Annotated in this window: 11 protein-coding genes; 9 read left to right on the plus strand and 2 right to left on the minus strand. The window is 62.3% G+C overall.

All coding sequences use genetic code 11. The annotated features are described in order from the left end of the window. Positions 1 to 394: 394 nt before the first annotated feature. A complete protein-coding gene (locus tag JO015_21570) occupies positions 395 to 1219 on the minus strand; it encodes a phosphoenolpyruvate hydrolase family protein (GenBank protein MBW0001694.1) in 825 nt (274 codons plus the stop codon). Beyond that, entirely contained in the window at positions 1216 to 2457 is a 1242-nt protein-coding gene (locus JO015_21575) for a Tm-1-like ATP-binding domain-containing protein (protein MBW0001695.1), read from the minus strand. The genes JO015_21570 and JO015_21575 overlap by 4 nt, the downstream gene beginning before the upstream one ends. 801 nt (positions 2458 to 3258) lie before the next feature. On the opposite strand from JO015_21575, the gene JO015_21580 reads away from it, so the two are divergent. From JO015_21580 to JO015_21620, 9 genes are all read left to right on the plus strand, one after another. Then, a complete protein-coding gene (locus JO015_21580) occupies positions 3259 to 4341 on the plus strand; it encodes a sigma 54-interacting transcriptional regulator (GenBank protein ID MBW0001696.1) in 1083 nt (360 codons plus the stop codon). 174 nt (positions 4342 to 4515) lie between these two features. Beyond that, positions 4516 to 4827 (plus strand): hypothetical protein, encoded by a 312-nt coding sequence (locus JO015_21585; protein ID MBW0001697.1) that lies wholly within the window; start codon positions 4516 to 4518, stop codon positions 4825 to 4827. A gap of 6 nt (positions 4828 to 4833) precedes the next feature. Then, a complete protein-coding gene (locus JO015_21590) occupies positions 4834 to 5364 on the plus strand; it encodes a hypothetical protein (GenBank protein ID MBW0001698.1) in 531 nt (176 codons plus the stop codon). 1544 nt (positions 5365 to 6908) lie between these two features. Further along, positions 6909 to 7799 (plus strand): phage tail sheath family protein, encoded by an 891-nt coding sequence (locus tag JO015_21595; GenBank protein ID MBW0001699.1) that lies wholly within the window; start codon positions 6909 to 6911, stop codon positions 7797 to 7799. Between the two features lie 12 nt (positions 7800 to 7811). Continuing rightward, positions 7812 to 8339, plus strand: a complete 528-nt coding sequence (locus JO015_21600) for a phage tail protein (protein ID MBW0001700.1) — start codon at positions 7812 to 7814, stop codon at positions 8337 to 8339. A gap of 110 nt (positions 8340 to 8449) precedes the next feature. Next, positions 8450 to 9163, plus strand: a complete 714-nt coding sequence (locus tag JO015_21605; protein ID MBW0001701.1) for a hypothetical protein — start codon at positions 8450 to 8452, stop codon at positions 9161 to 9163. After that, positions 9160 to 10203: a hypothetical protein gene (locus JO015_21610; GenBank protein MBW0001702.1), complete on the plus strand. Its 1044-nt coding sequence runs from the start codon at positions 9160 to 9162 to the stop codon at positions 10201 to 10203. The genes JO015_21605 and JO015_21610 overlap by 4 nt, the downstream gene beginning before the upstream one ends. After that, positions 10200 to 11453 (plus strand): DUF4255 domain-containing protein, encoded by a 1254-nt coding sequence (locus JO015_21615; protein ID MBW0001703.1) that lies wholly within the window; start codon positions 10200 to 10202, stop codon positions 11451 to 11453. Before JO015_21610 ends, JO015_21615 begins: the two co-directional genes overlap by 4 nt. After that, positions 11453 to 13375, plus strand: coding sequence for an ATP-binding protein (locus tag JO015_21620; GenBank protein ID MBW0001704.1), 1923 nt, complete (start codon positions 11453 to 11455; stop codon positions 13373 to 13375). The genes JO015_21615 and JO015_21620 overlap by 1 nt, the downstream gene beginning before the upstream one ends.

A 13375-nucleotide genomic window follows, 5' to 3' on the forward strand; every position in this document is an offset into this window, starting at 1 on the left:
GGATGCGTGGCGCGTGCCGGGTCTTGCTTGACGGCGGCAGAATTGCGGGTCAGGTCGAGGGGTAAACGCTGGGCTATGTTCTCTTGGCCCTTCGGGCCGAAAGACGGTCACGGCTGTCCCCGCGCTGCTCTCAAAAAATGTGGGTAATGCTCAGGGGTAAACCCTGGGCTATGTTCCTTTGGCCCTTCAGGCCATCAAACCGTCTACCGGCCCGTTGGGCCTGGACCGTTTATACGGTCTAATAGGTGTAACGCCGGCAGGGCACCTGGGAAGGAAGACAAGATTTTACCTCGATCGCCATCGAAATGATATGATATGAGATGGTGATGGCTCTCCCGCGTGTCCCGTGCACGGCCGCCGGCACGGCTGCTGATGACGGGGCGATCCCGGCGGATCAGGCCAGGCGACTCTCCTTGAACGCTTTGACCTGCGAGGAAATGGCACGTTCAGTCGGCAGCCGTTCGATAGACGAAGCGCCGAAGAACCCATCGATGCCGGGCATTTGGGCCAGCGCGCGGGCGACGTTCTCCGGTTCGTCTAAGGGGCCGCCGTGGCAGATGACCAGCACGTCTTTCCTCACGGCGCGGCCCGCTTCGGCGATCTGCAGCACTTTCTCGATCGCCTCTTCCAGACTCAGCGCCACCGCCGCCCCGATCGTGCCCGCAGTGGTTAAACCGACGTGAGCCACCAACTGGTCGGCGCCCGCCTCCACCATCCGGCGCGCCTGGTCGGCATCAAACACATAGGGCGAAGTGAAGAGCTCCTGGCGATGGGCCTCCCGAATCATATCGATCTCTTTGTCGTAACCCATGCCGGTGCCCTCCAGGTTGGCGCGGAAGGTGCCATCGATCAGCCCCACGGTTGGGAAGTTCTGCACGCCCGAGAAGCCGGCCTCTCCGACTTGCCTGAGGAAGCGCGGCATCAGCCGGAAGGGATCGGTGCCGCACACGCCGGCTAGGACGGGGGTGCGCTTAACGACCGGCAGCACTTCAGACGCCATTTCCATCACGATTGCGTTGGCGTCGCCGTAGGGCATCAGCCCGGCCAGCGAACCCCGACCCGCCATGCGATACCGGCCGGAGTTGTAAATGATGATGAGGTCGGCGCCTCCGGCCTCGGCGCACTTGGCCGAAATGCCGGTACCGGCCCCGCAGCCGACGATGGGGGCGCGCCTGGCCACTTGCTGTTTGAGCCGATCCAAAACGTCTTGTCTGGTCATGGTTGTCGCTCGGAAACGGTGGGGCCGCGTTCCTGAAGCAGCCGTAGCATTTGGCTGGCCACTTCGGTGGCAAACGGCGGGTCGTTGATGTGGTGATCGAGTTCACGGATCTCGATGCCGGGGCGTACGCCGGCGCGGATCGCGTCGAAACACGCCCGGTCGGCCTCGGGATCCCAGAACTCGCTCCCCTCGCGGTCGAGCAGGGAGACGCCCCGTTTCGGAATCAGGATCGCCACCGGCCCGGTGGCCGCGTTGGCCGCCGCGGAGATCCGGCGGCCGATCTCGCGGTTTTCCTCGGCGTTGGTGCGCAGCAGGGTCACGTTCGGGTTCCAGCGGTACAGCACCCGGCCCTGGTAGGCCCTGGGCATGGACTCGACGCTCCAGAAATTGGCCATGTCGACGCAGCCCGGCACCAGCACGGTGGGCAGGCCTGCCCGCGGCGCGGCCAGGCAACGCTCGGGCCCGGCGTCCATTACCCCGCCGCACACGTTGTCCGCCAGTTCGGTCGTGGTGACGTCGAGCAAGCCGCTGATGAGCCCTTGGTCAATCAGGGCTTCCATCGTGCGGCCGCCCGTGCCGGTGGCATGAAACACCAGCACTTCAAAGCCGCGCTTTTCGATCGCCTCTTTGACCGCGGTCACGCACGGGGTCGTGCTGCCAAACATGGAGGCCGCCAGTAACGGTTTATCCTCCGCCGCTGAAGGCGGTCTCGCCCGGGCCATGCCGATCATGGCGTGGGCCGCATTGGCATAAATCAGCCGGCTGATCCGGTTCAGGCCCGCCACGTCAACGATGGAAGGAAAGAAGACGATGTCCTTGCCACCCGCATAGGCACTGACGTCACCGCCGCCCACCGTCGACACCATGACCTTGGGCACACCCACCGGCAAGGCCCGCATCGCCGCCGTGGCAATCGCGGTGCCGCCGGACCCGCCCATACTGAAGACGCCGGCCACTCGGCCTTCGCGCTGCAACCGGCGGACGACCTCCACCACGCCGTTGGTCATCGCCAGCATGGCCTGGTCCTTGTGCTCCCCGGAGCGGAAGCCGATAATGTCCGCCCCGGCGGCTTCGGCCACCTCAGTACGGGTTACCTCCGGCGTAAAGGCCGGTTCGCCGATGGTGCCGACGTCGATGGTGAGCGTCTCCAGGCCCGCCTCCCGTATGAGGTCGCGGACGAACCGGAAATCGACGCCTTTGGTATCAAGGGTGCCGATGATCAGGACCTTGCCGCTCACGATGGCACCCCCCGGTTCACGTCAGCATCAGCGGGTAGCCTGCCGGGGTGCCACGCGTGGAAAAGGGCCCGGGCGGATTGTCGTGGTAGAAAAATAGGGGGCATAGGCGAAGGATCGTGCTTACCCTTCCGGCTGTCGCGGACCCCGGCCCGATCGCACCCTTAACATCGCATCGAGCTTGAGCCGCCGTCCAGAACAAGGTTAGTCCCGACGGTTCGGTATTCTTGCGTCCGCCCGAGTTCGGCAGGGCTCACGCCATAGGTGCGGCGGACGCTGCCGGTGTCCGTGCCCTCTACGAACGGATTCTCATCTGCGAGAACCGCTGGTCGCAGCTGGTACTTTAGGGTTAGGGATCACTTTTTTGCTGGCGGTGCCGGGAAGAAATGTTTCATCTAGCACGATAGATTCGTACGGACCGTATTAGTCCGATCTCCCACCCACTAACGCCGGCGTTGCAGGCGTCGATCGGTCCCGGAGTCGGCGTGAATGGTGAGCAGGTTTGCAGTAGTTGCCGGCGTCTCCCACGGTGCCGCCAGTTCTAAGTGTGACCGGTAAACGCTAACCAGGAAAGGCCCAGCAACGTGAAACGAGGTTACATTCAGCGCAATCGGCAGGGATAAAGGGCTGCTGCGCCGGGCTTGCACTCGCAGGCACGCAGGCGCCATCCGGATGGGCATCGCGTGGCTCGGATTTGCCCGAATGCACCCGGGGCGCGCCCGCTGCGGCTGCCGGGGTAGAATCGATGGCTAAACAAAAAGCAGGCCGGTTTTGACCCGGCTCGGACTTTGAGAGACACTGACCATGTCGTCGCGTTCAGAGGATAACCTGCCGCTACCTTCCGGGGCGTGCAGACGTGGAGATCAACAAAACGATTACGCCTTCGATAGGCTGCGGGCAACCCTCGGCCTGGAGCATATCATCGGTGAAAGCCCGGCTTTTGTGGAGTTAATCCGGCAGATCCCTGCAATCGCCAAATACGATGTGAGCTTGTTGATCTTCGGTGAGACCGGCACCGGCAAGGAGGTGTTCGCCCGGGCGATTCATTATTGCGGCCCGCGGGCGGACAAGCCGTTCATCCCGGTCAACTGCGGTGCCGTTCCCGTCGACCTTTTGGAAAACGAGTTTTTCGGACACGAATCCGGCGCATTTACGGGCGCCAACTCCTCCCGCCGCGGGGTGATCAAGGAAGCCGACGGGGGCACGTTGTTCCTGGACGAAGTGGATTGCCTTCCTCCCTTGGCGCAGGTAAAACTCCTGCGTTTCCTGCAGGACGGCCAATTCCGGCCGCTCGGGTCCACGTCGATCTGCAGCGCGGATGTGCGGGTGATCGCGGCTTCAAATGCCAGGTTCACCGAAGCCCTGGAAACCGGCCGGTTCCGAAGAGATCTGTATTACCGCTTGAACGTGCTCTCGCTCCGGTTGCCGCCCCTCCGTGAGCGGGAGGACGATATCGTCCTGCTGGCCAGGCATTTTCTGGCCAAGTACACCCGAAAGTTCGGCACGGCCGCCGGCGGGTTTTCACCCGGCGCGCTTCAGAAGCTCATTTCTCACAGTTGGCCGGGCAACGTGCGGGAGTTAGAGAATGTGATCCAGCGTGCGGTCGTTCTGGCCAAGCGCGCTACCATTGAAGCCGACGACATTTGTACGGCGGACACCCCTGAGGAACCGTCGATCGCCCAGAGCTTTCAACAATTGAAAGCGCAAGTCATCAACGAGTTTGAACAGACCTATGTCCGCCGGATGCTGCTTATCCACGACGGCAATATCACCAAGGCTGCCCAAGGGGCCGGGCAGGACCGCCGCGCCTTTTGGGAGCTGATGCGCAAGCACCGCATCATGGCGCGGCCGCCGGCGCCGCCCAAGGGGGAAACCGGACCCGGTTAGATCGCCCCGGCACCAGGATGGATTTTGCTAGCCACACGGGTTCAGGGAGTTATGCGTTGAAGTCGACGGGCGAAAAGCGGGGAACCAGGATGAAATTATCCAAGCCGGAGCAGCGAATCCCCTCGCGGACGCAGGTGGTTAGATCCTGGCATACTGAATGCTAGTTAGAATGCCGTGGATGATCCCGGCCGTCCTTTGACCGATGAGGTGCTCGCCTATATCGTGCGGCACCCGCAGGCCCAGGACACCGTGGAAGGCATTGCGGAATGGTGGCTGCTGGAGCAACAGATTCACCGTGCCGTCTCGGAGGTCGAGACGGCCCTGAGCCAGTTGATGGCCAAGGGTTTCCTGATCGCTCGTCGAGGTGGCGATGGACGAACCTATTACGGACTGAACCGAGCCAAGGAACGCGACATTCGGCGGCATTTGACGAGCGCGCAAGCGGGGCAAGGGAACAAGCCGGACCCTGAAAACCCGCAGGATTAACACCGCATGGCTGATCCCCTCGATTTCGGGCAGAAAATGAGCTGGTTTGCCATTCAAAGCAACGCGCGTCAGGAGAACCTCGCGGTTGCGCACCTGGCAAAGTTAAATTTGCAAGTTTTCTTACCGCAGGTTCGAGAAGAGCTATCGCTTCGCCGCGGGATCCGCCGCGTTACCAAAGCCCTGTTCCCCGGATATTTTTTCAGCCGGTTCTGTCCGCGCGAATCCCTCGAGGCGATCCGCTACGCCCCGGGCGTGATGCGGGTGGTGGGCTCCCGCGGGCATCCCCTTCCGGTGGCGCCGGCGATCATCGCCGCCATCCAGGAGCAGGTGCAGTCCGATGGCTTTATCCGGCTTAAGGCACAGGATTTCAAGCCCGGCGACCGCGTGGTGATCGAGCAAGGTTTCTTCCAGGGATGGATTGGGCGGGTCCAGCGGGAGCAGAACGATGGGAGACGGGTTATGATTTTGTTGGAAGCCATCCAGCAGGCCCGGCTCCTGGTCGAGAAACGCTGGTTGAACATCGCCGTAGCGGGGTAGTCGGCTCGCAGGCGCCGCGTGGTTGGACGGAATCGGCCGAAAGGCCGATGGGCGGAGCCTGCCGAAATTTTGCTTCAAGCTTCGGTTCCACACTTCAGTTGTAGAAGAGAGAGATTGCCATGCCTGCAACGTTAACCTATCCCGGAGTCTATATTCAGGAAGTTCCGAGCGGCGTTCACACCATCACCGGCGTCGCCACCTCAACTGCCGCCTTTGCCGGTTGGGCGCCGCAAGGCCCGACCAATGAAGCGGTGCTCGTGGAGAGTTGGTCCGCTTTCCAGACGCAATTCGGGGGCTTCAGCCGCAGCAACGGCCTGCCCAATTATCTGGGGTACGCCGTTAATCAATTTTTCAATAATGGCGGTCAGCAGGCGTACATCGTCCGGTTGGCGGCGGATGGCAATGATGGAACCGTGGCGGCAGCTCTGGCCTCGGTGAATCTGACGGACACGAACAACAACACCTTCCTGGCGCTGCAAGCGGCAAACCCGGGGAACTGGGCGACCAATTACGGGATCATCGTCAAGGTGCGTCCGGATGACGCCACCCGTTTCAGTCTCTCCGTTGTCTATGCGCCGGCCGGCGCCAACCCGCAGGTGGTGGAGTCTTTCCAGAACCTGTCGCTTGCGCCTTCAGACCCTCTGTACGTCGTGACGGCCATCAACGCCGGTTCAAACTTCGTCGCTTTCGCACCCGGTTATACCCCGCCCGGCCCGTTGCTTCCTCCGGCTTCAAACATCCAGACCGCCCCCTTCATGATGGCCGGCGCGGCGCCCATCTTTCTACAGGATAATAGCACCCCGCCAATCGCTTATCTCGAGATCCAGGCCAACCAACCCGGCACGTGGCCCGCGAACTTCGCCGTCTCGGTCAAAGCGGCCACCAACGCCTCGCCGGCCAATTTTGATCTTGAGATCCTCTACCATCCCGGTAGTGGGCCGGTGGGCGGGGTTCCGGCCGCCATCGTGGTGGAGTCTTTCCCCAACCTGTCGGTGAATCCCGCCGACCCGAATTACGCGGTTACGGTGCTCAACAACAAATCGAATTTTGTTGTGGTACCATCCTCTTACACGCCCCTCCCAAACGCCGCAACAGCGACTCTGAACCTGCCGTCTGCCTTCCCGGTCGCGCCGCCGACGACACAGTTGACGTCGACGGGCAGCGTCGCCGTCCAGGACCACTCCTCCCCGCCTGTGACATTCCTGACGGTTCAGGCCGGCCCGCCCTTTGGATGGCCGTCCAACTTCGGCGTCCTGGCGCAGGGTGATGCGACCGGCTTCGATCTGGAGGTCGTCTATTACCCGGCCCGGGGTCCGGTGGGCAATGTCGCTCTGCCGGTCGTGTTGGAGGTGTTCAAAGGCCTGTCGGTGACCAACCCAAACATCAGCGGGTCCCAGTTTATCGCCTTGCCCGCCGGCTATGCACCGCCCGGTTCGGCCCCGGCATTGAACCTCCCCGCGAGCTTCCCTTCCATTCCCGTCAGGCTGGTTCCCAATCTCGACGGAACGGTGCTGCAGCCGAACACCGCGGCGTTTGAAAACAGGATGTTGGATACCCATAGCAACGGAACGCACGGCGTCTTTTTGCTGAGACGGGTGGACATCTTCAACCTGCTCTGCGTTCCCGGGGAAACCCCCAGGTCGGCTGCTTCGGCGGCGGTCCTGGCCCAGTTGCAGGCATTCTGCGTCGCCGAGAGAGCGTTTTTGATCATCGATAGCGACCTGAACGACACGCACTCTAACCTGAAGCAAAACGGCCCGAACAGCGCTCTCCTTGGCGCCAACTCAACCAATGCGGCGCTGTACTTCCCTTGGATTCAGGCGCCGGACCCTCTTTCCGGAAACCGCCTCACCTACTTTCCCCCGTGCGGCTTTGTGGCCGGCATCTATGCGACCACGGACACCAATCGCGGCATCTGGAAAGCGCCCGCGGGCATCGATGCAGGTTTGACCGGCGCATCAGGCCTGCAATATAACCTGACCGACCTCGAGAACGGCGATCTGAACGTGCAGGCCATCAACTGCTTACGACAATTCAGGGTCTACGGCAGCGTGGTTTGGGGGGGACGCACCCTGCAGGGGAACGATCAGGCCGGTTCGCAATGGAAATACGTCCCGATAAGGCGCTTGGCCTTGTACCTTGAGTCGAGCCTGTATGAAGGCACCCAGTGGGTCGTGTTCGAACCCAATGACGAACGGCTCTGGGGCCAGATCCGCCTCAACGTGACCACCTTCATGCAAGGACTATTCCTGCAGGGAGCTTTTCAGGGCACGACCCCCGCGCAGGCTTACTTCGTCAAGTGCGATTCGGAAAACAATCCGCAGTCCGGCATTGACCAGGGAATTGTGAATATCCTCGTTGGTTTCGCCCCATTATATCCCGCCGAATTTGTCGTGATCCAGATTCAGCAGATCGCCGGCCAACTTCAAACCTGAGGAAATCGTCAGATGGCTCTATTTCCAGCAAATCAAAAGCGCTTGGATCCCTATAAGAATTTCAAATTTCGACTGAAATGGGACGGCAAATACGTCGCAGGTATCAGCAAGGTCAGCAGTTTCAAGCGCACGACGGAGGTCGTCGAACATCGCGAGGGCGGTGATCCTTCTACCGCCCATCGGTCTCCCGGACGAAGCAAGTTCGAACCCATCACCTTGGAGCGAGGCTTGACCCAGGACATGAGTTTTCACGACTGGGCCGGGCTGGTTTGGAACTTTGGAGCCGGGCTGGGTTCAGAGGTTTCCTTGGCAAACTTCCGCAAGGACATCTACCTCGAGTTCTACAACGAGGCGGGGCAGTTGGTCATCGCCTACAAGATCTATCGGTGCTGGGTTTCCGAATACCAGGCGCTGCCGGACCTGGATGCCAACGCCAACGCGATCGCGATCGAGCACATCAAACTCGAAAATGAAGGCTGGGAGCGCGACACCGGCGTGACCGAACCGGCGGAACCGACATTGAGCAGTGTGACCGCCTAGCCCGGAACAATCACGCAGAAGCCGATGCGACGAGCGAGCTCGTTGCGGCGTGGTGGGTGACGATTATCACCAGTCAAAGTGCTCGTGAGATATTCGCGCTGCCAAAGCGAATGCACGTCCTATCCAGTTCTGACTGCCTGAAAGTTTGGGAATCGGGCGCCGGCCTGCACCCGTTGGATCAGGGATTGCTGGCGTTGAGCGCTGGTCTGCCCGATCTGCCGCCGGACGTTCTGGCCGACTGGCCGCTGGGCCGGCGCAACCTGGCATTGGCGCAGCTCCGCTGCCGGTCATTCGGCCCGCGGCTTTTCGCCTGGACTGCTTGCGCGCGCTGCGGGGAAAAGCTGGAAATCGAGGTCGATGGCCAATTGCTCGCGGGCGGGTTGACCGATCAGTGCCAGACATCAGAGGACCCGGTCATCGTCAACGGACGCTCGTTCCGGTTGCCCACGACTCGCGACCTCGTCAAGGCGGCGCAAGAGCTCGACGCCCGGTTGGCATCGATCCGCCTGGTGGAAAGCTGCTGTCTGGATCCGGCGCAACCTTCTACCTGGTCTGACGACGATTTGGAGCAAATCGGGCAGAGGCTGGCCATGGCCGACCCGCTCGCGGAAACCCGGTTGGCGCTGGCGTGCCCGGCTTGCGAAGCCGAATGGGAGGAAAACCTGGACATCATTCTTTTTCTTTGGCGGGAAATCGAGGCGCGGGCGCGCAGACTTCTCTTTGAAATCCACACCCTGGCCTCGGCTTACGGCTGGGGCGAAGCGGACATTTTGTCGCTGAGCGAGCATCGCCGGGCTCACTATCTGGAGCTGGTGCGGTCATGAACGGCTACCTTCAACGTATCGCCCTCAGCGCCCGGAACCCCGGGGGATCCATCCAGCCGATTCTGGGCTCAGTGTTCTCGCCGCCCGGATCCGCCGGCGGACCCGAGACCCTTTCCATAAACGCCGCGCTGCCGGTTAACGTCCCTGTCCCATCCGAAGATATGCCGCGAACCGGCCCGCAGCCGCCGCCGGACGGGCCGGCCACCCGCGCCCTCCCGGCGGGTGAGCCGAACCCGCATGCGCTTCGTAAATCGAGGGCAACCCACCCGGGGATCGAACGCGCCCGCCCGATTGGTGAACCGTATCCCAAGGCGCAGGGATCGCCGGACCCAACCGGAACGCCGATTCCAACCTCAAATCGCTTGCCGGCCCCATTGTTTCCCGGCCCCGGCGAAAAGGCCGAAACACCCGTCGCCCCGCAGTTTCCGGATACCGATCAGGGCCGCGACCAATCTCAGCCGCGAGTGCTGAAGCCGCCCCGCGAAGCCACGGGTGAGGGGACGCCGTTAAAACGTCCGGTTAGAAATCAGCCGGAGGCGATGACGCCTGCAGAAGCTTCTATCATGGTGCGACCCGTGACGAGACAAATTGTGGACCAACCGGCGGCGGGACCGGCGCCCGGAAGGGGCGTGGTCTTCGCGAGTTCCCCCGGCGGCCAAGCTGGTGACAGCCGGGGAGGGGAGACGGTTCCTATCAAGGCTCCTATCACAACGGGATGGTCGAGGCAGCAGACGATTGAACAACCGGCCACCGGGATGCCGCCTGAAACGCGCGTCACCGGGGATGAATCTCGAACGCTGACCCCATCCGCACCCGGCCCGTTCGCGTCCGGTGCGCGTGGACATGACGGAGAAGGGATGGACCCCTCGCGCGCACGTCCGGCAGCCCAGCCCGCGCCGGATGAAATCCGCATTCATATCGGCCGCATCGAAGTGATCGCGGTGCCGCCGCCCCCGGTCACCCCGGCCTCGCCGAAGCCCGCGCGCAGAGCTCCTTCCTTGGACGAATACCTGCGGCGTCGTGATGGGAGTGCTCAATGAGCAATGCCCTCGCCATCGCCGGCACCTCGGCCGTGCTGTACCAGATGTTAAATAACGTCTTCACCGGTACGGGCTTCGGCGCGGTCACGGTCACGGCTCTAGCGCCGGACATCGTCCAAAGCCTTCAGGAGAGTGCGCCGGCCCTGCAGGTCAACCTGTTCCTTCACCAGGTGACCCTGAATACCGCCTGGCGGAACATGGATCTGCCCTCTGTCTCCGCCGACGGCAGGAGCCGCTTGCGGAACCAGTCGCTCGCGCTGGATCTCCATTACCTGCTCACCGCCTATGGCAGAGAGAATTTTGAAGCTGAAGCCCTTTTGGGTTACGCAGTTCAAGTCCTGCACCAAACGCCGGTCCTTGCCCGCAGCGATATCCAAGCCGCGCTGACCTCTCTTCCTTCCGCCGGTAATACTAACCTGAACGGCATCCTGGATCTCGCCGGGCTGGCCAATCAGGTGGAGGCGCTGAAGGTCACCCCTGCCACTTTGGGTCGCGAGGAAATGGCGTGGTTGTGGACGGCCCTGAAAGCCGACTACCGGCCCACCTATACGTTCCAGGTCACGGTCGTTCTGATCCAAGCCGAAGGCACCACGAACGCTCCGCTGCCCGTGGCAACCCGCGGGATCGCCGTCCAAGCCGGTCTGTTATCCTCCATCGTGTCGGTGACACCCGCAGGCGGCCGGTCCGCCGCCTCTCCTGGGGACACGGTAGTCGTCTCCGGAACCGGTCTGGCCAATGCTGTAGCCGTTGTTCTTTCCAGTCCTTACCTCGGAATCCGATACGGCCCGATCGTCCCGTCGTCGATGACGAATGCATCCCTCCAATTCGTTGTCCCGAATGTCCCCGCGGCATTGAACCTTTCTCCACCGCCCACTCCCTTGCCGCCGGGAGTTTACTCGTTATTCGTTCAAGTCCAGCCGCCGGGGCTTTCCGCACCGGTCAGCTCAAACAGCCTGCCATTGGCCATCGCGCCGCGAATCACGTCGGCGCTGCCCGCCTCCGTGTCCGGCGCATCGTTCACCCTTACCCCGACCTGCTCGCCTGCCTTGCTGCCCAGGCAGCAGGTCTCGTTGATCCTGGGCAGCCAGGAGGTTTCGGCCGTTCCCTTCCAGTCCCCCACGACCACGCCCACGTTTAAATTCACGAATATCGCTCCGGGGACCTATCTTGTCCGGCTGCGCGTTGATGGAATCGATAGTCCCGTCACCTACACGCCGGCGCCCGGCTCGCCTTTTATCCGGGTTACTTGATGGAAGCAATAGAACCAGAAACTTACTGGATCGAAGGCAACCAGGCTTACCTGGTGGCGGAATTCGTGCGGCTGAAGGGCCTGTTCGAGTCCACGTCTGCGGAGGTTCCAGACGGTGAGCTCAACGAGGCGCGCGCCGCATTGGTGATCCCGCCCGCCATTGACCGGTTAGCGGAGCTTTTCGAGTTGAGCGCCTTTGAGCGTGATATTCTTCTGCTTTGTGCCGGGGTGGAAATGGAAGCCAGGATCGCAGCCCTCTGCGCCGAGGCCCTGGGTCAGTCCCAGCGTACCTACCTTACCTTCGGCCTGGCCATGGCCGTATTGCCCGAACCGCATTGGAGCGCGTTGACCCCGTCCCGCCCTTTGCGCCGCTTCCGGTTGGTGGAATTGGGCGCCGGCCATGGGCTCACGTGTGCACCCTTGCGCATTGACGAGCGTATCCTGCACTACCTGGCTGGAATGAACGTCCTGGATTCGCGGCTCGAGCCGCTGCTGCAGGCCAGGGGCGCTCCGGAGTGCGTCACCGAAGATCATGAACTGCTCGCGGTCCGAATGGCTCGCACCTTTCAGAGTTGCGCCGGCCGGCCGCCGGTCTTGCACCTTTGCGGCGACGACCCGCATGGGCAGGAAGATGCCGCCGCCCTCGCAGCCCATGCCGCGGGACGCTACTTGTTAGTCGTGCGATCGGAAGACATTCCCGCCGCCGGAGCGGATTGGGAGCAGATCGCCCGCCTTTGGGAAAGGGAAGCCTTGCTTCTGCCCGCAGCGTTACTCATCCAGTGCGGTTCAGGCGGGCTCACGCCTTCGGCCCGGCGCCTTACAGAAATCCTGCCGGGCATGATTTTCGTCGCCAGCCGCGAGCCTGCGCGCCTGGAACCCTCATTCCTTCGATTCGACGTTGAGAAGCCGGCGCCGGCTGAGCAGAAGCGGCTCTGGCAGATGGCCCTTGGCCCAGCGGCCGCCGGTTTCAACGGCACCCTGGACGCCGTGTCGCAACATTTCAAGCTGAGTGCCCGGACGATCTTCGCGACCGGTTCCCGCCTCAGAGCGGATCAAACCGTATCCCAGCCGCAGGATCTCTGGCAGGCGTGCCGGTCCCTGGCCCGTCCGAAGCTGGGCGACCTGGCTCAGCGGATCGTTTCTTCCGCCGGTTGGGATGACTTAGTCCTGCCGGAGCTCCAGAAACAAACGCTCCGCCAGATCGCGTCCCAAGTGCGTCACCGGATGACGGTCTATGAAACGTGGGGCTTCGCTGCCAAAGATGACCGGGGACTGGGCGTCAGCGCGCTGTTCACCGGCGAAAGCGGCACTGGGAAGACGATGGCCGCCGAGGTGCTCGCCGCTGAATTAGGATTGGATTTGTACCGCATCGACCTTTCGGCCGTGGTCAGCAAGTACATCGGCGAGACCGAGAAGAACTTGAAACAGGTCTTCGACGCAGCAGAAGACGGCGGAACGCTCCTGCTGTTTGACGAGGCTGACGCGCTCTTCGGCAAGCGAAGCGATGTAAAGGATAGTCACGACCGCTTTGCCAACATCGAGGTGAGTTACCTGCTTCAACGGATGGAGGCCTATCAGGGCCTGGCGATTTTGACTACCAACCTCAAATCGTCCATGGACAGAGCGTTCCAGCGCCGGATACGGTTCACCGTGAACTTTCCATTCCCGGATGCCGCGCAGCGCGAAGCCATCTGGATCCGGGTTTTCCCGGCGAAGGCCCCGGCCCGTTCACTGGATCCCAAGAAACTCTCGCAGCTCAATGTGGCCGGGGGCAATATTCGAAACATTGCCCTGAACGCCGCGTTCCTGGCGGCGGAATCCGGGTGTCCCGTGGAGATGAAGCACCTGCTCGAGGCTGCCCGGTTGGAGGCGCATAAAATCGAGCGGCCACTGTCGGAAACGGAAATCCGCGGGTGGATATGA

Source organism: Verrucomicrobiota bacterium, from assembly GCA_019247695.1.
Taxonomy (GTDB): domain Bacteria; phylum Verrucomicrobiota; class Verrucomicrobiia; order Chthoniobacterales; family JAFAMB01; genus JAFBAP01.